The sequence below is a fragment of the Vibrio sp. 2033 genome (assembly GCF_033339735.1).
The window spans coordinates 374675-399672 of the sequence record NZ_JAWOVC010000002.1 but is presented as its reverse complement, the minus strand read 5'-3'; the positions used below and the strand labels follow the sequence as shown (position 1 = coordinate 399672).

23 protein-coding genes and 1 pseudogene are annotated in these 24998 nt (G+C 40.5%); 18 read left to right on the top strand and 6 right to left on the bottom strand.

Translation table 11 applies throughout. From position 1 onward, the window contains the following. Positions 1–214: 214 nt before the first annotated feature. The 10 genes and pseudogenes from R7P74_RS05035 (at position 215) to R7P74_RS04990 (ending at position 10911) form a co-directional block, all read left to right on the top strand. Positions 215–1294: a phosphoribosyltransferase domain-containing protein gene (locus tag R7P74_RS05035; protein ID WP_225473264.1), complete on the top strand. Its 1080-nt coding sequence runs from the start codon at positions 215–217 to the stop codon at positions 1292–1294. 5 nt (positions 1295–1299) lie between these two features. After that, positions 1300–2043, top strand: a complete 744-nt coding sequence (locus R7P74_RS05030) for an HAD family hydrolase (RefSeq protein ID WP_053303784.1) — start codon at positions 1300–1302, stop codon at positions 2041–2043. 7 nt (positions 2044–2050) lie between these two features. Further along, positions 2051–3169, top strand: coding sequence for a cysteine protease StiP family protein (locus R7P74_RS05025; RefSeq protein ID WP_053303783.1), 1119 nt, complete (start codon positions 2051–2053; stop codon positions 3167–3169). Beyond that, positions 3166–4041, top strand: coding sequence for an HpcH/HpaI aldolase/citrate lyase family protein (locus R7P74_RS05020; protein WP_225473266.1), 876 nt, complete (start codon positions 3166–3168; stop codon positions 4039–4041). The genes R7P74_RS05025 and R7P74_RS05020 overlap by 4 nt, the downstream gene beginning before the upstream one ends. Positions 4042–4111: 70 nt before the next feature. Beyond that, positions 4112–5224: a hypothetical protein gene (locus tag R7P74_RS05015; RefSeq protein WP_225473267.1), complete on the top strand. Its 1113-nt coding sequence runs from the start codon at positions 4112–4114 to the stop codon at positions 5222–5224. Continuing rightward, positions 5225–6472 (top strand): toxic anion resistance protein, encoded by a 1248-nt coding sequence (locus R7P74_RS05010; protein ID WP_225473268.1) that lies wholly within the window; start codon positions 5225–5227, stop codon positions 6470–6472. A gap of 3 nt (positions 6473–6475) precedes the next feature. After that, complete coding sequence (locus R7P74_RS05005) at positions 6476–7042, top strand: TerD family protein (RefSeq protein WP_225473270.1); 567 nt, start codon at positions 6476–6478, stop codon at positions 7040–7042. A gap of 9 nt (positions 7043–7051) precedes the next feature. Beyond that, the gene (locus R7P74_RS05000; RefSeq protein WP_225473271.1) at positions 7052–7630 is read left to right on the top strand and encodes a TerD family protein; all 579 of its coding nucleotides are present in this window, start codon (positions 7052–7054) and stop codon (positions 7628–7630) included. A gap of 500 nt (positions 7631–8130) precedes the next feature. Next, a pseudogene (locus tag R7P74_RS04995) lies at positions 8131–8645 on the top strand (IS5/IS1182 family transposase); the annotation flags it as partial. Positions 8646–9153: 508 nt separating this feature from the next. Beyond that, positions 9154–10911 carry an SgrR family transcriptional regulator gene (locus tag R7P74_RS04990; RefSeq protein WP_053307851.1) on the top strand — a complete coding sequence of 586 codons (1758 nt, stop codon included), beginning with the start codon at positions 9154–9156 and terminating at the stop codon, positions 10909–10911. Between the two features lie 9 nt (positions 10912–10920). Here R7P74_RS04990 and R7P74_RS04985 read toward each other — a convergent pair whose 3' ends face one another. Further along, the gene (locus R7P74_RS04985; protein ID WP_053307850.1) at positions 10921–11796 is read right to left on the bottom strand and encodes a LysR family transcriptional regulator; all 876 of its coding nucleotides are present in this window, start codon (positions 11794–11796) and stop codon (positions 10921–10923) included. Positions 11797–11937: 141 nt separating this feature from the next. On the opposite strand from R7P74_RS04985, the gene R7P74_RS04980 reads away from it, so the two are divergent. The 3 genes from R7P74_RS04980 (at position 11938) to R7P74_RS04970 (ending at position 13850) form a co-directional block, all read left to right on the top strand. After that, positions 11938–12906: an aldo/keto reductase gene (locus tag R7P74_RS04980; RefSeq protein ID WP_318122717.1), complete on the top strand. Its 969-nt coding sequence runs from the start codon at positions 11938–11940 to the stop codon at positions 12904–12906. A 9-nt stretch (positions 12907–12915) separates the two neighbouring features. Next, positions 12916–13302 (top strand): GlcG/HbpS family heme-binding protein, encoded by a 387-nt coding sequence (locus R7P74_RS04975; protein WP_017821615.1) that lies wholly within the window; start codon positions 12916–12918, stop codon positions 13300–13302. A 167-nt stretch (positions 13303–13469) separates the two neighbouring features. Then, positions 13470–13850: a hypothetical protein gene (locus R7P74_RS04970; protein ID WP_005375467.1), complete on the top strand. Its 381-nt coding sequence runs from the start codon at positions 13470–13472 to the stop codon at positions 13848–13850. Between the two features lie 111 nt (positions 13851–13961). Here the strand turns inward: R7P74_RS04970 and R7P74_RS04965 are convergent, their stop codons facing one another. Further along, on the bottom strand, positions 13962–14294 hold the full coding sequence (locus R7P74_RS04965) for a helix-turn-helix transcriptional regulator (RefSeq protein WP_005375470.1): 333 nt from the start codon (positions 14292–14294) through the stop codon (positions 13962–13964). A gap of 141 nt (positions 14295–14435) precedes the next feature. Between R7P74_RS04965 and R7P74_RS04960 the strand changes: the two genes are divergently transcribed. The 3 genes from R7P74_RS04960 to R7P74_RS04950 all read left to right on the top strand — a co-directional run bounded on the left by R7P74_RS04960 (position 14436) and on the right by R7P74_RS04950 (position 17202). After that, on the top strand, positions 14436–14747 hold the full coding sequence (locus R7P74_RS04960) for a hypothetical protein (RefSeq protein WP_005375472.1): 312 nt from the start codon (positions 14436–14438) through the stop codon (positions 14745–14747). 723 nt (positions 14748–15470) lie between these two features. Continuing rightward, the gene (locus tag R7P74_RS04955) at positions 15471–16628 is read left to right on the top strand and encodes an amino acid permease (RefSeq protein ID WP_213867825.1); all 1158 of its coding nucleotides are present in this window, start codon (positions 15471–15473) and stop codon (positions 16626–16628) included. A 232-nt stretch (positions 16629–16860) separates the two neighbouring features. Next, the gene (locus R7P74_RS04950) at positions 16861–17202 is read left to right on the top strand and encodes a hypothetical protein (RefSeq protein ID WP_213871208.1); all 342 of its coding nucleotides are present in this window, start codon (positions 16861–16863) and stop codon (positions 17200–17202) included. A gap of 144 nt (positions 17203–17346) precedes the next feature. Here R7P74_RS04950 and R7P74_RS04945 read toward each other — a convergent pair whose 3' ends face one another. The 4 genes from R7P74_RS04945 to R7P74_RS04930 form a co-directional block, all read right to left on the bottom strand. Further along, positions 17347–19218, bottom strand: coding sequence for a methyl-accepting chemotaxis protein (locus R7P74_RS04945; RefSeq protein ID WP_017821611.1), 1872 nt, complete (start codon positions 19216–19218; stop codon positions 17347–17349). Positions 19219–19654: 436 nt separating this feature from the next. Continuing rightward, on the bottom strand, positions 19655–21019 hold the full coding sequence (locus tag R7P74_RS04940) for a YjiH family protein (protein WP_017635848.1): 1365 nt from the start codon (positions 21017–21019) through the stop codon (positions 19655–19657). Positions 21020–21474: 455 nt separating this feature from the next. Continuing rightward, positions 21475–22146 carry a YoaK family protein gene (locus R7P74_RS04935; RefSeq protein ID WP_005375484.1) on the bottom strand — a complete coding sequence of 224 codons (672 nt, stop codon included), beginning with the start codon at positions 22144–22146 and terminating at the stop codon, positions 21475–21477. Between the two features lie 153 nt (positions 22147–22299). Beyond that, positions 22300–22701 (bottom strand): GFA family protein, encoded by a 402-nt coding sequence (locus tag R7P74_RS04930; protein WP_025768472.1) that lies wholly within the window; start codon positions 22699–22701, stop codon positions 22300–22302. A gap of 200 nt (positions 22702–22901) precedes the next feature. On the opposite strand from R7P74_RS04930, the gene R7P74_RS04925 reads away from it, so the two are divergent. Beyond that, positions 22902–23531: a hypothetical protein gene (locus tag R7P74_RS04925; RefSeq protein ID WP_017635850.1), complete on the top strand. Its 630-nt coding sequence runs from the start codon at positions 22902–22904 to the stop codon at positions 23529–23531. 124 nt (positions 23532–23655) lie between these two features. Then, positions 23656–24939, top strand: a complete 1284-nt coding sequence (locus R7P74_RS04920; protein ID WP_025768471.1) for a peptidoglycan DD-metalloendopeptidase family protein — start codon at positions 23656–23658, stop codon at positions 24937–24939. Positions 24940–24998 lie beyond the last annotated feature (59 nt).

The window sequence follows — 24998 nt, the reverse complement described above, 5'->3', positions numbered from 1 at the left end:
CTAAGACTTTTGGCGATTTTGATGTTAAAAGCACATGCTTGACATGCATAATCACTAAATTATTAGAGTTTTAGTTCTTTCTGCAAGTTCCTAATATACATTTTTTATGTTTATTATTATATTAACTCTATTTTTTAAGTGATCTCTTCATTCTTTTTTATATTTGTGAAAGTAAATAATCACGATGAATGAAATTAATTAGCAACCGATAATAATGAATAAATTTAAAATAGAAATTAAAAATGGAACATTAAATATTGATTTATTTAAGCAGATGATGCCATTTGAGGATCTATTAGACTTCGCTTCAAGAGAGAACCCTAAAAGAGGTTTTTTATTTGTTTCTAAAGTTTTAGGAAAACATATTTCAGTAAAACCAAGTACGATGAGAGATACTTATGATTTACTTGTTTCGCAGATTAATAATGATCTAAGCAGTTTTGTGATTGGTATGGCTGAGACCGCGACGGGCTTTGGTGCTGGTGTTGCGGATAGTCTAGCTAGGGCACAAAGCAGAGAAGTTTACTATCAGCATACCACTCGTTACAAGTGCGACCTGCCAATCTGGTTTACGTTAGATGAAAATCATAGTCACGCTATTGATCATATTTTGTATCAACCAAAGATAGAACTATTAGAACCTATTTCTAATTGTCAGCGTCTTATACTCGTTGATGATGAGATTTCAACTGGTCGTACGCTAAAGTTACTCGGTGATAAGATTTTACCAAAGATGCGATTTGTGAAAGAGGTTGTAATAGTCTCATTAGTCAACTGGTTAAGCGAAGAAAATCGCGCTCAGTATGAAGAGTGGGATGTTACAGTTACTCATGTTTCATTAATTGATGGTCAGTTTGACTTTCAGGCAAAGCCTAACTTAAATCTTTCTCTCCCAGAAAAAGTTGATGGAGACCTTGTCAAAAAGCCTTGTAGGGATGATTTAGGGCGATTTGCTATGAAAATGCCATTCTGTGGTCATATACCTGTATTAGATATTACTTTTCCGAGAACTGTTATCGGAGATGGAGAGCACCTATATTTGCCTTTCCTAGCTGCGGAGCTAGCAGAGAGTCGAGGAGGAGATGTGATCTTTCAATCTACAACTCGTTCCCCGATTTTGGTGGGAAATGCAATTAATACGAAAGAAGCTTTTCAGGTGGATAGCCGAGATGTAGAGCATTACATTTATAACCTTCAAGAGAATGAGAGGCTACCAGTGCTCTTTTTAGAAGATGAATCACTTAGATCTGAGCACCAATTAGCCCAGCGTTTTCCTCCACTTGAGAGAGAGTAGTTATCATGCGTACTGTGCTTTTTACAGATATTGATGATTGTTTTATGGCAACTAAAAGGAAGTTTTCAGAAAGCGATAGCCTTTCTATAGCGTCATTAGATATTGACGGCCAAGCTCGTTCATTTATGTCAGAGAAACAGCGGACTCTTTTGGAGTTATTTATTGACACTAGATCTACAATTATTCCGGTAACTGGACGGAGTTATAACACGCTCAAAAGGGTTCAAGTAAGTTCATTATTTAAGTCGTGGATGGTCGTTTCTCATGGTGCTTTAATTATTGAACCTAACGGAAAGAAGTGCAACGCCTGGGTTGAGCATATTAAAAATAAATTTCCACTTGGATTATGGTCTGATAAATTGAATTTAATAAATGAAGAATTAAAAGAATTTATACTTTCTAAAGGGTTTAATGCACAAAGTTATATTGTTTCCGAGGATGATATTGATTGTTATGTTTGTGTAAAATGCACTGAAGGTATAGATTATGATTTTATATTCGATTCAATACTTTCACAAATCAGTATAGATTTAAATGATATAAAAATACATATTAATGGCCGAAATATGGCACTTTTGCCACCTTATACCCAGAAAAAATTAGCTGTTGATTATATAATACGTCAGCTAGATGAAAAGTCATTAATTTTAACCATGGGCGATAGCCTATCTGATATCCCATTTATGAAACTTTCTGATTTTGCTTTGATGCCCACTAAAAGCCAGATCGCAGATTCATTATCTTGGTAATAATATTATGAGCTTATCTATATCTCCAATAATCGGTAGTTATAATGAGAACGACTGTCAGTTCCTCTTAGAGGTTGTCAAGTGTCAGTTCTTTTCAATTAATGAAAAAGAAAATCTAATCCAGTCTGAAGGGGTTCATTACTCTGAATTATTGAACAAAGAATCAAAACCATCAATTAAATATCAAAGACTGTTCTTTGAATTTACCGATAAGTATAAAAACAAACTAGCAAAACACATTTTTTCTCTCGCTGAAAAGATTAATAATAATCAATTGGGAGATATCACTCTGGTTTCTTTAGCTAGAGCAGGAACACCAATTGGCGTTTTAATAAAGAGAGCGTTAGAGTATTATTTTAATAGAAAAGTTTGTCATTATAGTATTAGCATTATTCGGGATAGAGGTATTGATTCGGTTGCTCTTGATTACTTGTTGAAAATTAAAAGATATGATTCCTCTTCCTTAGTATTCATTGACGGCTGGACTGCAAAAGGAGTAATCACTAAGGAATTAAAGCGATCTATTTTCTCTTATAACAAAAGAAATAATACTGATATAAAACCGTACCTTTATGTTGTCAGTGATACAGGTGGGGTTGCCGATTATTGTGCCACGAAAGAAGACTATCCAATACCTTCGTCTATGTTGAATTCTACAGTATCAGGTTTGATTTCGCGAAGTTTATGGCAAGATCCTAAAAAACAAAAATTCCATGGCTGCGTAATCAATAATCACCTAAAAGAATTTGACTATTCCCACTGGTTTGTGGAAAAGATAGCAGAATGTTTTTTGAAAGAAAACTTTAAAGATGAACCTTTTGAGCAACATGAGACAATTGTCGATTTAGATAACACTAAAGATCAAATAAAAAGATTTATATCCTCATTGACCATTAAATATTCTATTAAAGATGTAAACTATATTAAGCCTGGGATAGCCGAAGCAACTAGAGTCATGCTAAGACGTGTTCCTTCTTTACTTATTGTTCGCTCAATAGACAGCAATAAAGTCAAACATTTATTAATGCTAGCAGATGAAAAAGGAGTCAAAGTAGAAGAAGAACCAACCTTGCTATTTGAAGCATGTGCACTTATTAAGCCACTTAATATAGAGGCAATAAAATGAACATCTCTAGCTACTTCTCTTTGGGAGCAACATTGTATACTCCGTGTAATCACCCGAATCTAAAAATGTTAATGAAAGAAGGATTGGGATCAAAGAGTATGGTTTTTTGTACTGAAGATGCCATTTCTGAAGGTGAATTGAATCAATCACTTAAGAATTTGAGTGTTGCGATCGATGGATTAGATAGTTCAAATACACAGTTCAAAAGGTTTATTCGTCCCAGAAGCCCAGAAGTTCTTGAAAATATATTGTATTTTAGAGGGATTGAAAAAATAGATGGTTTTGTTCTCCCTAAATATGATCTAAAAACAAATGAAGATTATCATAGAGTATTAAAATGTCACTCTATTAAGTTTAAACTAATGCCTACCTTAGAATCTCTTGATGTAATTGATGCGTTTAAATTACCAGAGATTAGAAGAAGTTTACAAAATATCTATGGAGATATAACTTGCCTTCGTATAGGAGGTAACGATTTATTCAATCTTCTGGGTATAAAACGTATGACAGGCCAAACAATTTATGAAACCCCCTTACGTTCGGTGATAGAGAATTTAATTATCGCTTTTAGGCCATACGGTTATGAGCTTTCTGCGCCTGTGTTTGATATGATCGATGACCATAAAACGTTGATAAGGGAACTTGCTATGGATGTTAACTATGGCCTTTTTGGAAAAACTGCTATTCATCCTCAACAAGTTAAAATAATTGAAGGTTTTTTTAAAAGTTATTCAAATACACATATTGTTCAAGCTGAGTCAGTTTTGGCAGATTCTTCCCCGGCAGTTTATAAAATGAATGGACAAATGATGGAAGTAGCATGCCACAGTAATTGGGCTAAACGAACTAAATTTTTGGCTAATTCATTTTAGACAACTTATGACCTCAAATTGATAATTATTATTGAGGAAGTTTTGATTTAATATCATAGTGCGAAAAGTAATGATAAAAACATTTCATCATAAAGATTTAGATCCAACTCATGTTAATGAACTTCCTGAAAATGAAGAAAAACATGAATTAGCTGTCAAGAAATTTAGCCATATAAAGTCTAATAGAAGTCTTGTATCCGAAGAGAGTTTTGAACACCTTCAGAGTGAAAAATATGGGAAAAACATAAAATATAATAATAAGAAAAAACCTTCAGTTTTATTTAGCAATAAAATAAAGTCAATTCAAAGTGACTTAGTTAATGTTGAAGAAGATTTTAAAATTGAAGTTGAAAAACTGTGTAGAAGAGAGTTTAAAAATGTCAATTTAAATAATGGAGACTATTTGGTTATAATTAACATTTACAATTCTATTATTTTCAATGATCCTATGTATCAAATAGAATTTGGAAATGTGGAGTCAAAAAAATTCCAACAATTACAAGGGTTTTTGTCCGATTATGCTAAGTTAAGTAAGGTAGATAAAATTTTAGGATTAGGACAGATCATTATTAAATTGGCAAAAAGTATAGATATTGATATTTTCAATCCACATAAGTTTGGTACGAAGCTATCTAAACTTTTTGGTAACCATAATCAAAAAATAAGAAAGATTAAGTATGACTTTGATTATGTAAGTGATAATATTGACGAAAGAATAAATCGAGTATTTGATAACCTAGCTGAAATGCGAACGCATCTCGAAAAGTTTCAGTATTGGTCTATAGAGTTACAAAGCTTGAATAAAAACCTTATATTCAAAATTTTAGCATTGATACTAAGGATGGATAAAGAAAAAAAATCAATTCAACAAGAAAGTATTAATCTTTCTGACTCTTTTAAAAAAAACGGATTTGATTCAATTAAAAGATGGGAAAGGAAAGTACAAACTTTGCTTTCTCTAAAACAATCTATAGATTTGACTTTCCCCCAAATAGAATTATATAGCTCTAATTTGTTAGGTAGCTTTGAACAGTTAGAAAAAATTAAAGTAGATATTATTCAAGTCTGGAAACAGCAATTTTTAACAGTTATTGCTATCGACGAATCAAACGATTCAATACTTTACTATGAGCTGAACGACATTCAGGAACAATTGATTCGAAATATAGAGGAGCTGCGATAAATGGTATTCCAACCGAAGACTTTTACATCCAAAAATGTTAATTCTAACAATATAGAAAATTCATCTAATACTAATGTTGTAAAAACAATAGAAAACTCACTAATAGTTGAAGGCACTACAGATATCTCTAAACTTCCGACGATTAAAGGACAAAATGTTAAAAGTATATACAGTTGTGTTGAAAAATCGATTGAAGTTTATCAAGCTGATCTGAACGAAGCGAACTTAAACCCGAGAGAAGCATTTCAACGTATAGTTACTCAACTTAATCAGATTGATATCTATTCGTCACGAGGTATTAGTACTCTCGGTCATGAGTCAGCTGAGAAAATAGCTGAATATTCTGACTCTATGTTGAATCAAGTTCGGACTAAAGATCTGGAAGAAATGGGAGAGAACCTAAATCAAGTTGTGGGCTTGGCTAAAGGAGTTGATTTAAGTGGGCTAATGGGGAAAGACAGCTTTTTTGGAAAGTTGATATCTAGATTCAAATATTCTAAAGAGGCTATTTTAGCTCAGTTTAACTCGGTAAGCACTCAGCTCGACAGGGTAGTAAAAGAGATTAATTCGCAGCAAGTGCGTCTCCAGGAGCGTTCTGTTCAGCTCGAAACTGTTTTTTCTCAAAACATAGCGCAGTATAAGGCGTTAACAGAAGCCATAATATACGGAGAATCAAGGCGTTTGCTCATAAAAGGTAAAGCAGAAGTCTTAGCAAAAGAGCTTGAAGATGAAAACTCTCCTTTAAAAGCGCAAGAATTAAGCGACTTACAGTCCTTTCACAATCGTATTGAAAAACGTGTTCACGACTTAAGGTCATTGCAAATGCTTGCGTTACAAACGGCTCCAATGATTCGGATGGTACAGACTAACAATATCACTTTGATTGAGAAGTTCGACAATATTAAGACATTAACGATCCCATCGTGGAAGAAGCAATTTACGCTTGCTATTTCTATGTTAGAGCAGAGAAAGTCGCTAGAACTTGCGGGCAAAATTGACAATGCTACAAATGACTTAATTAAGAGAAATGCAGATTTATTAAGACAAAATACGTTGCAAACAGCAAGAGCGAATCAACGTTCAGTTATAGATCTGGAAACACTGGAGCACGTGCAAAATACTCTGATTACCACATTGCAAGATGTTGTTTCCATTGAACAGGAGGGAGCTAGAAATCGCGAGATCGCTGATGAGAGAATGGTTAATATGAAAAAAGAATTATCTAAGCTATTAAAAAATAAGGAATAATCAATGTCGATTAATTTAGAAAAAGGTAATACAATAAACTTAACGAAAGCTGAGCCTGCGTTGCGTAAGTTGAGGCTTGGGCTTGGTTGGGATCTAATACCCACAGAACCACCAATTGACATTGATTGCTGTATATTTATTTGCTCTTACGATGCACAAGATCAGCCTAAACTTTTGTCTGATCAGCACTTTGTTTTTTACAATAATCTGGAGTGTCCCCAGGGAGCGGTGGTACACCATGGTGATAACCGCACCGGTGCGGGCGATGGTGATGATGAGGTCATCAACATAGATCTGCAATCAATTGACCTAAGAGCAGCTGAGTTATCTATTTTTGTTACGATTCATAACGATACACGTGGTTTTTCACATGTAAATACCAGCTACATTAGGCTTTACAATGACGTAACTGGGAGCTTGATTGCTGAGTACAAACTAGGTCAAGAGTTTGCAAACGAATCTGCTGTGCAAGTAGGTTCGTTAGTTAAAAGTGGTAACGAGTGGGAGTTCCATGCAGTTGGAGCTGGCTACCAACTAGGTCTCGGCGACATTGTGGCTGGTTATCAATAAGGTAAGATTATGTCTATTAATTTATCAAAGAACTCAACGATATCGCTTACTAAAGAAGTTGAAAAATTATCTAGTATTACTGTTGGTTTAGGTTGGGACGTAGCTAAATCGAAAGGTTTCCTTGCTTCTATTTTCGGTACCGCTTCAATTGACTTAGATGCATCCTGCCTATTGATTGATGAAAATTTAAATGTACTAGATTCTGTTTGGTACGCTCAGTTGAAATCAAAGTGTAAGTCTGTTATCCACCAAGGAGATAATTTGACAGGCAAAGGTGATGGTGACGATGAGAAAATTACTATTAACCTGACAAAGTTGCCTAATTCTGTTAAATACATTGCTGTTACAGTTAACAGTTTTAGAGGACAAACTTTCGATAAAGTCGAAAATGCTTTTTGCCGTATTTTGGATCAATCTTCAAATGAGATTTGTCGCTTCACTTTAAATGAGCAAGGGGGTCATACAGGAATTTATATTGGCCTTTTGACTTATAAAAATAAAGAGTGGAACTTTACTTCTAAAGGGGTTAACGCTAATGGAAGTAATGTGAATCAGATTGCAAGCACGGTTTTGCAACATATATATTAATTAGTTTATATGATATTTTACATTTAAAATAAACAAAGCCTAACTGTTAATTTTTGTTAGGCTTTTTTAATGGTGAATTATATTTGTTAATGCTATTTATAATGAAATGTCAAATTTAAATGATATTAAAAATTTAATATTACTTAACTTTTCTTACCAAATTCGTCTGTGCTGAGTAATTTGATGTAACTAAATAAATAAGTTGCGATTTGATAGGCTGCACTAGTTAATAACCATAACCATAACCATAACCATAACCATAACCATATGCGTAAACCTCGTTAGAAAACCACTAAATAATGCCTTCATTAACCGGGGCTCACCCACTTTTGGGGTTGATGAATAAACCATAAGCGAATAGAAGCAAAGCAAATCGAACAAGCGTACTATGTCTCGTCGGATCTGAGACCTAGCTATTACTACCGCACTGGTGGTAAAGGGCGTTTTCTCTATAGGGCATTAAGCTTTCATTTAAATCAACACTAGGAGCGCAATAGAGTATCTGGCGCAAGTTATATTTAGCCGTAGATACCAGCGCGTGCGAAATAGTCGAAGTAGCTCTGAGTTTATCTAAATAACCGGTGCCGAAGTATTGCCCCATTTACTTAGGTAGACACATTAAACGGTCCTAGAAGTATCAGATGATGGCACTTATGGCACAAGAAAATACCATGATGTCATACGAATAAAGAAAGCAGTTCCTATCATTTAGCCAAGGGAAGGATCGGCCTTTTAGGAGCGTGGATACCTTCGTAATCTGGCTTTAGGATGTAAGACATTCTACGGTATATAAAGGAGGTCAAGAAAGAGCTCAGATGTGCACTCTCCGAAAAAGCTATGTATCGAGTAAAGCAGTTGCTGGGTTAGAAACTATAACTAAGAAACTACAACGCTCAAGTTGGTGAAACTTACACCATGATTAAAAGTGCTCAACAAGCTTAGAGGGTTTGGCATGCCTGAAGCTCAGTGTTTTATATCAAAATCACTTCTCTTTAGGCTGTTTAGCCTCTTGTAAGAATTTTGCAACAACGCTAATAGTGCATGAAATAATACTATTTCAAATAGTCAACTTTTAGTAACCTGCAATAAGGTATTGGAGTGCAAATGATGAAAAAGCAGAACTTAAGATACAACGAAGTGGGGGTGTAGTATCAGGAGCTAAGTTCTGCTTGAGGTTAGGCTATGACCACTGGAACATATCGTTAAGATAAACCAGAGTCATCACTTCTATTTTATTACTCGATTGAGCTAGGCGTTGCTGAAAAAAGTACGCCATCATTGGCTTCTTCATTTTTTCCTCCTTTAGCTGACGAGTAAATTATGTGTATAAAAGGGGATATAAAAAAGAGAGTGCTTTTGTTGGCTTTTTTCCTAATAACGTAAATATATGGGGCTTTAAAGCCGAATTTGGAGGTTAATTGTGGAAAAGGGGAACAGATAATTAGGAAGTTTTCTTATTTTATTACCGCCAACTTAAGTAAACTATTCCTATCCACAAGCTTCACAGCTCTAAGGTTGATTCAGTGTCTGATCTCAATTTGTTTCGCTATTACCAACGATTACTCTCGTTTAGCGTTGGTGATGAAACAAAAACCACGTTACAGGACATTGCCGACATCATGTTCACTTCTTCTCGGCATGCTCGTAGCCTGCTAACGCAGATGCAGCAGAAGGCGTGGTTGAGCTGGCACCCGAAAGCTGGGCGGAATCAACGATCGACTCTTATTCTGAATATGGAGTTAGACGTTTTAAAAGAGAGCTTGGCTCTTGAACGTATCAAGTTAGGCAAGTATGAAAAAGCACTGGCGATATTAGATGAAGACGAAATGGCATTTGGCCGTTTGTTAAAAACAACGTCTGGTGCTTCTGTTCAAGAAGGACAGCTCAATATTCAATTAACCTATAAGCGAATGTTTGAGCGCGTCGTTCCACATCAACTTCAGCGTAGCAGCGAACGTTTCTTATTAAGGCAAATCTATTGTTGCTTAGTTTCGAGTGATCACAATGGGAAAGTGCAACCAGAACTCGCACATCACTGGCGTTATGACGAAGACACCTACGAATGGACTTTCTACCTTCGTCCAGGTCTGACTTTTCATAATGGTAATTCCATTGATGCAGAAACAGTGGTTAGCTTGTTTGCAAAATTGAGTTCACTACAGTATTACGAAAAAGAGTTGGCACATGTTGCTAACATTACTGCGCCAACGCCATTGAAGGTTGTTTTTAAGCTTAATCGAGCTGACTTGGGCTTTGCTGGACTTATTTCTGGTGTGAAATACGGCATTCAACCAGTAAGCCAAGTTAACGTAGCGAATAACAAGCTGGTGGTCGGAAGTGGCCCATTCTCTGTTGTCGAGCACAATGAAAGTCGTTTAAAACTGCAAGCATTTAATGGTTACTATGCATGTAGAGTTCTAACGGATTTGGTGACTATCTGGATTGTTAATGACGAGCAAATGGAGAACCCGTCATTGGCAGCAAATACGTTGCAAAGGGATACTTCGCCCGAGGAGGATTTGTGTGGACACTATATGTCGACGCAAAACCGAGAAAACTCATCGGCGAGCAAGCGTAGTCGAATAGAAGATGGTTGCTTATTCGCCTTATTTAATCAGCACGCTAAGCACAAACTCTCTTTAGCGCAGCGCCGTTATATTAGTGAGCTAATTCAACCTGAGCGCTTGGCCGAAGTGATGCGCCGCGAGAATATTGTATTTGGGAGTATACCCGCTTATAACCTGCTACCAGGTTGGAAGCCAGTGCTCCGTCCGTTCAGTGAGCCGCTTAAGTTACCTAAACACATTACGATAGCAGGATATAACTATACCGCGTTGCGTCGCTGTGCGCGGGCTATTTCTAATCGTTTGGCGAGTGTTGGCAGTAAAGTAGAAATTGTTATGTATTCCTACCGTGAGCTGAACGAGAAGGCTAAGAACGGTGAGCTAAATGAGACAATGGTCGTAACGAACATAAACCTAGATGATAATCGTCATGCCTCTGCGTTCACGAACTTCTTCAGCAACGCTGTGCTATTCCACACTTTGGGAGAAAAGAACGCAAAATGGTTAGATGAACAACTACAGAGAGTCAGATCTTTCGTTCCACTTGAGGACTACCTTAATGCATTGGAGCCAATTGCATCGACGTTGATCAGCGAGTATTGGATTGCACCCATGTTCCACCATACACAAACTTTGCGTTTCCAAGGTGTTTTAGAAGACGTCGCTCTTACTAACTGGGGTTGGCCAGATATTCGCTCGGTGTGGTCGGCGGATTAACTGCTTTAGTTATTGAGCAAAGTGCTGCTTCACAAATTCAATGAAGGCTCTGGTTTTCGCCGATTGATAGATAAGTTGTGGGTACACCAAGTACACCGCGTTGTGCTGGTGGTCGGTTTCTTCCGATAAAACCTGCACTAGACGGCCGTGCTCAACGTCTTGTTCGACAAAGTAACTTGCTAACCGAGCAATGCCATTGCCAGACAGGGCTGATTCTTTGAGTAAGCGGTTTTCATTGCTTGAAAGCCAACCTTGGGTTTGAACTGTTCCCGTTTTTAACGGCCACTCTTTTTGATGCAATGTGGTTAAGCATTGATGCTGTTTTAAATCTGCTAACGTCTCTGGCGTACCTTCTTCTTGCAGATACTGAGGAGAGGCAACCAGCCAGTGGTGGTAGTCCAAAAGGTGATGCGCAATCATATTCTCGGGCGGCGTTCTTGTTGCTCGAAACGCAAAGTCGACGCTGGTTTCCGTCAGATTAAACGCTTGATAGCTAGAAAGAATCTCGAACTCTACGTTTGGATGTAAAGCGCGAAACGCCACACACAAATCATGCAGCACCGCTTCGGCAAACATCTTGGGAGCAGTAAGACGAATCAGACCGTCTACTTGCTCAGATTGCTGACTTAAACTCTTTTCCATTTCCATTACGCGGCGTTTGAGATCTTCCGCTTGTGCAAAGATCGATTCACCTTCTGCCGTCAATCTCACGCTGCGTGTGGTTCGAACAATCAAAGGCGTGGCGAGTTCCGATTCCAATCGCTTGATTTGTTCCGACAGGTAACTTTTAGAGATACCAAGTTGCTCTGCTGCTCTAGAAAAGTTGAGTGTTTGAGCCACTTCAGCAAACAGCATCAGTTTTTCGATTCTCTTATAATCTGCCATCTTTATTGCTCGCTTTAATTGTTCGGTAACGAGGATAATGAATTCGATTTTACGGTATTAAACTAATTTTTACGAACGGTAAGATGGTTCGAGTTAATTTAAGAAATTGAAGATGCAGAAATCGGAAAAGTGAGAATAACGATGAACAATCCAACACTACCGCTCGCCAAAACCTTACCTAACGTTAGCCGCTTGGTCTTCGGCTGTATGGGACTTGGAGGGGAGTGGAATCGCAACCCATTAACCGCCCAAGATGAAAACCAAGCTTATGCCGCTGTAGAGGCAGCATTAGAGGTTGGCATCAATCTCTTTGATCATGCGGATATCTACAAATTCGGTAAGGCTGAAGAAGCGTTTGGGTGCATCTTAGCCAATGACTCAACGTTACGAGAACGAATTTATCTGCAATCCAAGTGCGGCATCCGTCTAGGAGATGAGCAAGGTGTGAAGCAGTATGACTTCTCTGCTAAATGGGTGACGGCTTCTGTTGAGAGCATTCTTGAACGCCTTGGCGTGGAAAACCTTGATGTTTTGATGCTGCATCGCCCGGATCCTTTGGTTGAATTTGAAGAACTGGGCACAGCGCTCCAAGCACTGAAACAAGCTGGCAAAGTTAACCACTTTGGTGTCTCTAACATGAACAGTGCTCAAATTGATCTTCTCCAACAAGCTACGGGTGAAGTTATCGTGGCGAACCAGTTGGAAATGAGTCTGGCTAAGTCTGACTTCATCAAGCAAGGCATGGGGCTTCCTTCGTCGGCATCTGATTACGTTGCAGGAACACTGGAACATGCCCGTAAGCACAATATCCAACTGCAAGCGTGGGGCAGTATGGCGCAGGGAAGATTCTCAGAGCGTGGCTTACATTCTGATGATCACAACACCAGACAGACGGCGGAGATGGTGATGGCGCTGGCAGCTGAATATGGCGTGTCGTCTGAGGCGATTGTTTTAGCCTTCCTGACGCGTCATCCAAACCAAATTCAGCCTGTTATTGGTACTGCAAACCCACAACGTATTCGCGCTTGTGCTCAAGTGGAAAACGTCACGCTGTCGCGCAGCCATTGGTATGGCTTGCTCGAGAAAACCCTTGGTCATGAGATCCCGTAGGAGAGAAAAATGAAATACGTACAAGTTCAAACTCTGATTCAAACGGCATTGGAAATTGCGACTGCTCGCAAGCAAAACATTGCGGTTGCCGTGGTTGATACACATGGAGAATTGCTCGGTTTTGCCCGAATGGATGATGTGAGTCTGCAAGCAGGTTTGTTGGCCCAGAACAAAGCTTACACCTCGGCTAGAGACCGTCAGCCTAGCGGCAATCTGGGTGCTTGGGCTCGTGAGACGGGTAAGCAGTTGAGTTATTGGACTGACCCGAAGATCACAGGCTTTATGGGTGGTGTGCCTATAGAACAAGAGGGGAAAATCGTCGGTGCAATTGGCATTAGCGGTTTGGCTGAGCAAGATGATGAAGCACTTGCGATGGAAGTATTAAACGCGCGTTGAGTATAATGTTTATCAGTAGGTGTGATGCTTTGTCCAGCTTTGTACTCACTGTAGGGACTCAAGTTCACAGGCTTCGTCGAGTCACAATGCTATCTAATAGCCTGAAGTAAGCAGAAGTTGAAATCGCGAACTATGATTAATTTATTTGAAAGCTTTGAGGCCTAAATATGTTTCATAAGGTATTCGTTTCGCTATTTTTTGTTCTCCTCTCAGGCTGTGGTACGAGTGACAGCGCGTTAAAAGAGAGCGGTTATGATGAAGCTTATATTCAAGGCTTTCATGACGGTCGGCATAGTGGTATGCAAGAGGCAGGGAATGATTTTGAACACTATATTAAGGACGAAACAAGGTATCAAACCGACTCCGATTATCGACAAGGCTGGGATGCTGGTGAGGTAGAGGGTAACAAGTTACAAAAGCAGGCGACCGCGATAGGACAAGGCATGATTGATAATTCGTATGAAGAACGTGATGTCTTTGATCCTGATAAAGTGGCGAAAGATGCAATAAAAGGCGTTGATACATCGGAATTAAAAAGCCTAGAGTAACGGACTGATATAAAGAATAAAACTCGTCATTTGACGAGTTTTATTTTTGTCTAAACGATTCATGTTTCAACGCTCAACAGGGCATTCATCGTTTGAGTATGAGTAATGTGGTTAATCACCTTTCTTGTTCTTTTGTTCAAGGATTAACGATAACAGGCGAACGAGCAGGGACTGAGCTTCCGGTGAGAGCAATCGCGCCACGGCCGTTAAGTCATTTGCTGTGACATGCTGAACATCACGTACATCTAAGGCAATATCTAGGTCAGTCAAATGAAGCGAACGCAATATGGCACGATATTGTGAGAGTTTAAGATCGGACTCTCCGCGCTCGATCCTTTGATATGTTTTTACGCTCATTCCAGCGATGTTTGCCATTTGCTCACGGGAGAGGCCATTCGATTTTCGTCTTGCGATCAGTGCTTGAATTATAGGGTCTACCTGCATGTGCTCTCCTGAAAGGACAGTTTTGACCTAAACGGAGCAAGAAGTGGACCAGTTTAACCACCACATATTTACCTGCTTTGCAATCAGTATAAAAATAACTGTCTTATAAAAACGTAAATATTTTAGTCAGTTATTAACTCAATGGAAAAGTATCAATCATACAAATCAATAGAAACGAAAGCTTCTATTCGCAAAATGCAACGCATTTTAGATCATTTATTTAGTGAAATTGATCAGCAACATCGTGAGACTAAAGAGAATGTTGTGACACTGATTCAACAGTCACAACAGCGATTGATGAACTACAAAGAGCTTTACCTTCACAAAGAATCGATAAGTGAAGTAGAGTTGCGGATGGCGCATGAAAATATGAGTGAGACTGAGAAGCAGGTCGCCGATATGGGTATTCCAGTGTTAACTTATATCATTGGCGCGCTAGATAAAGCGTATTAACACAGCCGTAAAGTCGGGCGATACAAGATTTATGGAATTTCGATCAATTGATGCCATCTAAAAGAAAGGATGCAAATGCTGGGGAACCACACCCAGCATTCGGACACTCATTTACCTATATTTTCGAACCGTAAATCAGTGTTTAGAGGTATGTGAACCGAACAGTGTCGGTACGCAGCGAATAATAGCGATATTGTCCGATCTAGGCTACGTCCTTGGAATCTAACACCTTCACTTAACCTGTAAATTAATCTGTACACCCAGCCAAATTGAGCCATTGAGCACGTTCTTCCTTTTCTTTAAGCGATAAAAGACTAATTAGTGACGAAAAAAACAACACATCTTAGGTAAAAGATAAGAGTTGTTAAAATATATCGCTATAAGATTGACCTTTTGCTTTTCAATCGTCCTGCTTATGCCTTACAATCTTTTCGAACCAAATCCATTCATAACGAATGGGGTTGATGAATTAAGATGAACAATTTTGCTTCGAACCCAAAGTTGCGCACATTTCATCAGCGATGACATCGCCAAAAATGACTCTCAAGTGTTCATGTGCAAATGATTAACCACCTTTTGTTGCATGTTTTCTTAGCCATACAGGGCTCTTGTAACATAGTGCTCTTGTAACCAAATTTTGACTAAGTCGGAGCGTTTTGTTGTGTGCTTTAGATAAAGCACAACTGGTGAGAAATTAACGGATTGAATTTAGAGGTATTAACCGTGAACCTAAAACTTGTCGGCAGCTCCCTGATCGTTGCAGGTACTGCTCTTGGCGCTGGTATGCTTGCTATACCAATGGTGCTTGCTCAATTTGGCCTCCTTTGGGGCACTCTTCTTATGTTGTTCATCTGGGCTGGAACGACTTATGCTGCGCTGCTCCTTCTTGAAGCCAGTTGTAAAGTAGGTGGTGGTGTGAGCATGAATGCAATTGCTCGCGAAACGCTTGGTAAAGGAGGCCAGTTGGTAACCAACAGCTTGCTTTACGCCCTGTTAGTTTGTCTATTAATGGCTTACATCATTGGTGCGGGTGATCTCGTACAAAAAGTAACAGCCTCAATTGGGCTTCCAACATCTACGATCTCAAGCCAAGTCGGTTTTACTCTTTTAGTTGGTATCATTGTTTCGGCAGGTACAGGGGTAGTAGATAAGCTGAATCGCGGTTTGTTCCTAGGCATGATCGTAGCGCTGATCCTGACACTTTTTGCGCTTGCACCAAGCGTCTCGTTTGAAGGACTTGATGAGGTTGTGAGCGACGATAAAATGGCACTTATCAAAACCAGTTCGGTGCTTTTCACCAGTTTCGGTTTTATGGTCGTGATCCCATCGCTTGTAACTTACAACAAAGAAGCGAGTAAAACACAGCTGCGTAATATGATTATCGTGGGCTCAACTATTCCGCTTGTTTGTTACCTATTATGGTTGTTAGCGGTTGTCGGCAACCTACCACCTCATGAGCTTGTTCAATACTCCAACGTAACAGAGTTGATATCGGTACTAGGTCAGCAATACGAGGGCTTAGAGTTCATCCTATCCATGTTTACTGGTTTGGCACTACTAACGTCGTTCTTAGGTGTTGCAATGGCGCTATACGATCAAAATGCAGACCTACTGAAAGCAAGTAAGCCAGTGATTTTTGTTACTACTTTTGTGCTACCACTATTAGGTGCTGTATTTGCGCCAGAACACTTCCTAGCTATTCTCAGCTACGCGGGGATTATTCTTGTGTTTCTCGCGGTCTTTGTCCCATTATCAATGACCATGAAAGTGCGCCGAGTGCCGGTAAAAGATGACAATATTTATGAAGCTGGTGGCGGCGCAATGGGAATGAGCATGATCTTCCTATTCGGCTGTTTCTTGCTGTTTGCCCAAGCAGTATAAAATCACGCTAGCTTATTTAAAAACTGAGCCGCTCGTAGTCAAACGGGCGGCTTTTTTGTATTCATAGCCGAACCCAGGCCACTCAAAGTCATCAGCATTTGTGATGTTTGACGTTTCTCTGATAATCACGGTTAGCGCTGACTTTTTAGTAAAACTCCTTAGCGAAAGGCTGACATGTACAGTGATTCACCCTTCTATTATATCGATGTTGATATGAATAAGAGGCTCTGTTGTGTCAAAGCAATTATCTTTTGCCATGGTTGGCGTTATGTTGTCTTTAGGTGTGTTGAGTACAGAAGCGGTGGCTGACCCGAAGCATAAGCATCGACATCGGTACGATCACCATCATGCGCATCACCACCATCATAAACACAAGCGCAAGCACAAGCATAAACACAAACATCGTGACGTTATTTATGTGGAGACCCGACGACCAAGGCGCAGTTACTATTACCATGACCGAATTCCTCGGAATAGTACCTACATAAAGATTGGAGATTTCACTTATCTAAAAGTGGACGACCGCTATTATCGTCGTTCTAATGATCGCTATATCCATGTCGAGTTCAATTAAACTTGAAAGGACACATAGTCGGCGTTCTTGTAATGTTGAGCTTAAAAGCACCAACATGGCACACGTAACATCGACCAATACTAGGGTTGAGGGTTAAAAACAAAAACAGCGAGCCGATGCTCGCTGTTTTTGCTTAGATGAGTGTTAGACAGTAAATCTATTTAAGATTTGATCTTGTTTATGTACATCTTCTTGTTGCGCCTGCATCGCGTCGTTGGTTCGATTTGCCGATTCGGCGACTTGAGTCGATAGGTCTTTAATATTCACCGTATTGTTGTTGATCTCTTCAGCGACGAGGCTTTGCTCTTCCGCTGCTGAGGCAATTTGCAAGTTCATATCGGAAATACGCTGAATCGCATCACGAATGCGTTGTAACGCACTATTTGCTAAACCCGCTTTTTCAACGGCCTCTATAGCACTACCTTTGCTTTGATGCATGGCATTTGCCACAGATGAAGCGCCAGATTGTAGTTGCTCAATCATAGTACGAATCTCTGTTGTCGACTCTTGGGTACGTTGTGCCAGTGTACGTACTTCATCTGCAACAACGGCGAAGCCTCGGCCAGATTCTCCCGCACGTGCAGCCTCGATTGCGGCATTCAACGCGAGTAAGTTCGTTTGGTCCGCAATATCGTTGATGACTTTTAGAATCGTTTCGATATTGGCGGTAGCAGATTCCAACACTTGTACTTCTTCGACTGCAAGGTCAATGCTATCGGAAAGCATGTTTATCGTTTGTGTCGATTCACCAACGATAGAAGACCCCTCAACCGTTGCTTGGTCGGCTTCTTTGGCTGCACTTGCCGCACCTTGCGCATTATTAGCAACCTCTGTCGCGGTGACAGACATCTCATGCATCGCGGTAGCAAGTTGTTCTAGCTCTTGCAGCTGAGTGTGAATTGCGCCTGCCGAGTCTTTTGCGCCCTCAGCGGTGATTTGAGTTCCATTTAAAATTTGATCAGAAATACGTTTCGACTCAATGATTTGCTGTTGTAAGTTCTCCATGAACGTATTGAAGTTTGTGGCAAGCTCAGAAAACTCTTGGTCAGTATCTGTTTCGAGGCGTTGTGTAAGGTCGCCTTTCCCTGATGCTACATCTTTAATCGCATTGTTTAGCGTGTCCAAAGGACGCATGAGAGTGCGAATCAACAGAGTTAGGGCGATAATAGATGCAATCACGGCAATGATTGAATAAATAATAGCGTTGTTACGAAGCTCTCCTACGGCAGAATAGGCAACAGCTTCATCGATTACCGAACCTACGTACCAGTTCTCGCCAGGAATGTGAGTCAGGTTAACCATGTAGCGGTTGCCATCAATCTCAACATGTTGTGCTGATTGCGTAAGTTCGATTTGTGGGAGGTAGCTACCGACTTTCTCACCGTTGTATTTACTTTGAGGGTGAGCAATGGTTGTGCCATCAGCGGTGACCAAAAATAAGTAACCAGCATCAAACAGATTCACTTGGTTGACGAGATCAGAAAGGGTAGTTAATTCGAGGTCATAAAACATACCGGCTAAAAACTGGCCATTTTCTTTTACTGGCGTACCAACAGAGATGATAACGTTTTTCGAAGACGCATCGACGTACGGATCGGTTACGACCAAATCGCCTTTGCTCTTAGCTGCAATAAACCAAGGACGCTGACGTGGGTCGTAGTCTGGGCCCGCATCCCAGCCGTCGTCATTTTCAATCACAAAGCCATTACTTTCATAACCAAAACCGATGGCAAGGAAGCTGCTTTTTGGCGTGGGTCTTTCAAGTATGTTTTGAACATAGCTATGTGAACTGGGGTCAAGCTCAATCACTTCAGTAATGGAGCGAGCGAGATCCTTCTTTGCATTCATTTCTGATTGCACAGTGTTACCAACACTGGTCAATATCTCGTTTACACTTGAGTCGATTTGCTCCTGAGTTTGGGAGCGGATGGTCATAACTTGTTGTGTCGACAATAACGACACGGTAATTAGCAGCAAAAATGAAGAGGCTGTGACAACCTTATGTCTGAATTTCATGAGCTTTCCTCTGATTCTCCCGGTTGGTTCCACTTTGCTTTCGCCTCTTTTAAACCGAGCGAATTGGGCATAAAGAGAAACCTATTGTGTTTGGTTATATTTTTATCGACATCTTTGTCAAAAACATGAACTCATTTGTCGTCTTTTTTAACTAAATTTAAACAAAACGGTAGTTTACGTTAAAACTTGTGAGTGTGATCATGTTTGCGAGCTCGATTAATGAAATCGTCATAATGAAAAGAATTGCTTAACAAATAGTGGCATCAACTGGCTTTGCAGGTGAGGTGATGAAAATTTTGTTGGTGCTGGCAGGTGTTTTGTTGAAGTTTTGTCTTTGTAAATTATGAGCTTTTTACTAAAAGCCTAATGTGAACGGAGTTTTGGGTATAAAAAAGGCCCCGACGATGCGGAGCCTTTGTTTATTGACGTCTCGATTTTAGAAAATAAGATGAGCAACGCCAGCAATCACAGGTAACGTGATTAACGTACGTAAAATGAAGATTACGAAGAGCTCTACAATGTTTACTGGAATTTTGCTGCCTAACAGTAGGGCACCTACTTCCGACATGTAGATAAGCTGAGTTACTGACATTGCCGCAATAACAAAACGTGTCATTTCGTTATCGATTGAGGCCGCTAAAATTGCTGGAATAAACATATCCGCAAAGCCAACAACGATTGTCTGTGATGCTGCAACAGCTTCAGGGACTTGCAGTAGCTCTAGGTATGGGATAAACGGTTGACCCAGAATTGCAAATACAGGCGTGTATTCTGCAATCACCAATGCAACGGTACCAAGACCCATCACTACAGGTAGTACGCCAAATACCATGTCGACTGCGTTGTGTACGCCTTCTTTAAATACAGACTGAACCGATGTGACTTGACCAGCTCGCTTAAGAGCTAGATCCATACCCCAAGAGAATGTGGTGTGGCCTTCTGGTACTGCATCTGCGTCTTTATCAGGGTTGCTGCCGTCAATGTAGCGATCTTTCTTCAGACTAAGCGGAGGCAGGCGAGGAATGATAATCGCAGCTACGATTCCAGCTAGACAGATAGCGCCGTAGAAAGGCAAAAATAAGTGCTCTAGTTTTACCTGAGCGATAACAACTAGGCTAAACGTGATCGATACTGCTGAGAAAGTGGTCCCGACAACAGCCGCTTCACGCTGAGTATAGAACTTATTTTCGTATTGCTTGCTGGTTAGCAAGATACCAACACTTCCGTCGCCTAACCAAGATGCCATACAGTCAATTGCACTGCGGCCAGGTAGGTTGAATACCGGACGCATTATTTTACTGAGTAACGCACCAAATAGCTCCAGAAGACCGAAGTTCAAAAGAAGCGGAAGCAGTAAACCCGCGAAAATGAAAACGGCAAACAGAGTAGGTAGGAGACCAGTAAGAACAAGCCCGCCAGTGTTCTCTTCCCAAATTGCTTTTGGACCCACTTGGAAGAACGTCATTAACACGGCAGCGCCGCCGATTAAACGAACAACGAGCCAAAGTGGAGATGGGTTGAAGAGACCGTTTAAAAAACCATTACGTAAAATTGCAGCTGGCTTAAAAATTTTGCAAAGAACAGAAGCAACGGCCATGAAAGCGATGATACTGGTGACGATAGCAATCAAGGTATCGCCTAACACCGCTGGGATGACTTTTGCCATCACGGCAACGGGAATGGTTAGGCCGCCATCGTAAGAGATCGGAGCCATAAAGAGTAGAAGACCAATTAGGGAAGGGATGAAAAACATCCAAAAGTTGCCCTTAGGAGCTTCAGTAGCATTAGTGGTGTTATGCATAGTTGTCTCGTGTTACTACTAGTCAATACTTGCCATTTCCATGACATAAATATTCACTAAACATCCGTATTTAATCACAGTTTTGCGGAGGGTACCCGCAAACTGCATCCATTGCAATACTATTCATTAAATACATCTAGTTATTCAGCCGATTTGTCGGGTAATTGGTCAAATAACGTCTAAGTGTATGCGAATATGTTGCTTGTGTTAGAAAATTGTAGCACGAGAGGCGAATTGCGCAGTGAATTATGCGGCGCATTGTGACTGGAATAATAAAATGGTAAACAAATGTGATTTTGATCTAACTAACTTCTTTGCCAGAAATTCAGTTAGCCTTATCTATTTTAAGGTTTTTAGTGGTGTCAAAATACCGTTCAGCGTTTCTTGTACCGTTGCAGTGTGAACCTATTGAGCCAAATCCGATTGAAGCATGTCGCTTCAATCGGATCGAAATTTTATGCTTTTTGTTGACGGCTAAGTATGTATAGGTAACTCCAGTAAATCAGAGCTGTAGAAAAAGCCAATATTGCTGGGAAAACCAGCGTATATAAACCATATACCGTAAATAGAGCCGCTCCCGCGACGCCGCCAAACAAAAAGCCAAAGAAAATGAATAGGAATAATTTTGCTTTACGTCGGTCAAATTGACGACCTCTCAAGCTCTCTCCAATCATAATCCCTAGATCGGTGATGATTCCGGTCATATGTGTGGTTCTGACTACTGCGCCGCTAAACGTGGTGATCATTGCGTTTTGTAATCCACATGCTGCTGATGCTAGATATTGGCCGTACAAATCCCCTTGCACCAAAAAGCCCAAGCTGAGTAAGAGCAAGCTTCCTTCTATGCACAGTGCAACACCATATCTTCGTCCTAGCTTTAACGCACTGCTTTCAATAAAAAAGCCGCTAAAGGCAGCGCCAATCAAAAAGCTAAATACGATGAAGAGCAGGTGAATGGAGCTATCCACACCTGTTAGCAAGCTGTTCCCTAGCTGAGTTACGGTTCCCGAAAGATGAGTTATCGCTTGGTGTTGAAAGCCGAGAAGACCAACGGCGTTGACGCAGCCCGCGAGAAGAGCTAGTAGAAACGCGCCATATTCCACCCAACGAGGAAGTCTGGAAATCACAATAAACCCCCACCAAATATTAGGAGCCGATTATAACGCTCACACCGAGTTACGAAACCCTTTACAGTAAAACTCGATTGATCATTCTCAAAAAAATCTCACTTATAGGGTGTTTGTCCGAGCCAAAGTAAATATGTGAACGTGGATTGCCCGCTAGCAGATGTGTTCCGTTGTGCATTCGAAACTCACCCACCCGTGTTTCATTTGTTCATAGACTGAAACGGTAGGTTGGTGGAACTCTTTATCGGTAAATAGACCGACGGGAATGATCATGATTTCTGGGTATGCAGCAACGAACAACCTCATTGTCGTGCCGCAGGATGGACAAAAGTCATACTGAACCTCACTGCCATCATCGCCAATTCGGGTATAGCTAGTGACTTCACCGTTTAAAGTGACGTGCTCTTTTTCAAAGCGAGCTTGTACCCCAAAAACACTGCCAGTTCGTTTTTGGCATTCGAAGCAATGGCAGACAGACGTGTGGGTGGGCTCTCCTTTACAACGGATCTCAACTAAACCGCAGGCGCACTCGCATGTATGAATGGTTTTTGTCATCGTGATTACCTATTTGTCCCAATACACCAATAGACCTAGAGCACAGAGCTTGTGTCACTAGCTCGTTATGAGCTCTGGACTTGAAACTATTTGGATATAATCAGTTTAGTTTAATTTTGAAACACTTGAAGAGGTGAAATCATTTGGGTATACAATGGTATACTCGCTTTTCGTTTATACCTTGAAACAAGGAAGCTTTCATGACTCACAAAAAAATCCTGCCGATACCACTTATTCTACTTATTCCAATCGTTTTATTAGTTGTGGTTGTGATCGCGGGTGTTTATCGTTTTAGTTTGTCTGATGACGAGATCATGGCTAAGTTTCCTCAAACAGAAGTAGAAACTAACGTTATTGTGCAAGAGACGCTTGGTATCACTGCACGTAATCCTTGGACGATCCAAGTCCCCGAGCAGGGTGCGGTCACTTTTCTTGATGAGTGGGATAAAGAAAACGGCTATTTGATAGGTGACTATGATGCAGGTGCGACGAAAGGTCAGGTACTTGTCCCAACTGCGTCGATTAGTCAGCGTGAGATTGAAGGTGTTTCATGGGTTGTTGCACCGATGATTGTAACGACACAAGGTAGCGGTTCGTTTAACTATGTTGGCTTGTTCAAGTTTGACCCCGTGCCGAGCCGAGTTGTACTTTTAGACAGTATTTTTGTTGGTGACCGCGTGAAATTTACTCAGCTCGAATGGAAAAGTGATACAACTATCACGCTTTCATATTTAGCGCACGGTGACGATCAAGCAATGGCAGACACGCCAAATCAATTCAATTCATCCACATTACAGCGTGTAGGGAATAACTTACATATGCAACAGTGATGAATTTTTTTTGAGTTCTGTAAAAATTCAGTATTTTCTGCGCTAGATCTCGAAATTTCCTAGTGATTTCTTATTCGGGAATGCATAAGCTATGAGCCTTGTTTGAAAGGAGATAGTAATTCCCGTGTCTACAAATGAAATTACAAGACGGTTGCCGAATCTGACAAGTCGTAGAGCGCTGCTGTTATACTCCTTGCCAGTTTTAGTTGCGATTGGTGTTTCTCACTCTCTCAAAGAGTCATCTTTAACCAAAACCATCGCATTGAACCTACCTGAATCTCAGGTCGTTGAAAAAATTCTTGATGCGACAACTGCCGAAGTTGTCACTCCCCCGAACTTCGAATATCAAATCCAAGCAGGTGACAACCTAAGCACTATTTTTAGTCAGCTCGGTTTCGGTTACAGCTCGTTAATGAAAGTAATGGAAACGGATTTGAACTACTTGGCACTTGATACACTTAAGCCGGGCAATACGCTCCGTTTCTGGCGTGATGATGCGACAGGCGAGTTAGCGAAAATGGAACTGCAATTTTCTATTGCAGATAAAGTGGTCTACAAGCTGAATAGTGATGGTAGCTATGACTTTACTGATATTTCCATTCCTGGCGTGTGGAGCCAAGAGCCTTTAGTTGGCGTTATTCAAGGCAGTTTTTCTTCTTCTGCGAGTCGTTTAGGTTTAACGTCGGCGGAAGTGAGTCAAGTCGTAAGCTTACTCAAAGAACAACTTAACTTTGGACGTGACCTTCGTGCAGGTGATCGATTTGAAGTTGTTCGTCGCTCACAAAGCATCAATGGTGTACCAACAGGTAAGAACGAAATTGAGGCGATTAAGATTTATAATCGCGGCCGCGAGATCACCGCTTACCTTCATACTGATGGTCAATTCTACAATGCCAAAGGTGAAAGCTTACAGCGCGCATTCCAGCGTTACCCTGTAAGTAGCCGTTGGCGTATCAGTTCTGGCTTCAACCCTAATCGTTTACATCCAGTAACGGGGCGTGTTGCGCCGCACAACGGCACTGACTTTGCTGTACCAACCGGTACACCAGTCGTTTCTACTGGTGATGGTACAGTGATCATGACTCGTAAACACCCCTATGCGGGTAACTACGTGGTTGTTGAGCACGGCAGCAAATACAAAACCCGTTACTTACACCTAAGTAAGATTTTGGTGAAGAAAGGGCAAAAGGTTTCTCGAGGCCAGCGTATCGGTCTTTCTGGTAAAACAGGTCGAGTGACTGGGCCACACCTTCACTATGAGTTGATTGAATACGGCCGTCCAGTTAACGCTATGCGAGCAAATATCCCAATGGCGAGTTCTGTTCCTAAGAAAGAGATGGCTACTTTTGTCGCGAACAGAGATGAAATGGATAGACTATTACGCGATAAAGAGAAAGCAGTGCTGTAATAAAGTACTTCGCTTAAAAAACAAAAAGAGACTAAGCATAGCTTGGTCTCTTTTACTTT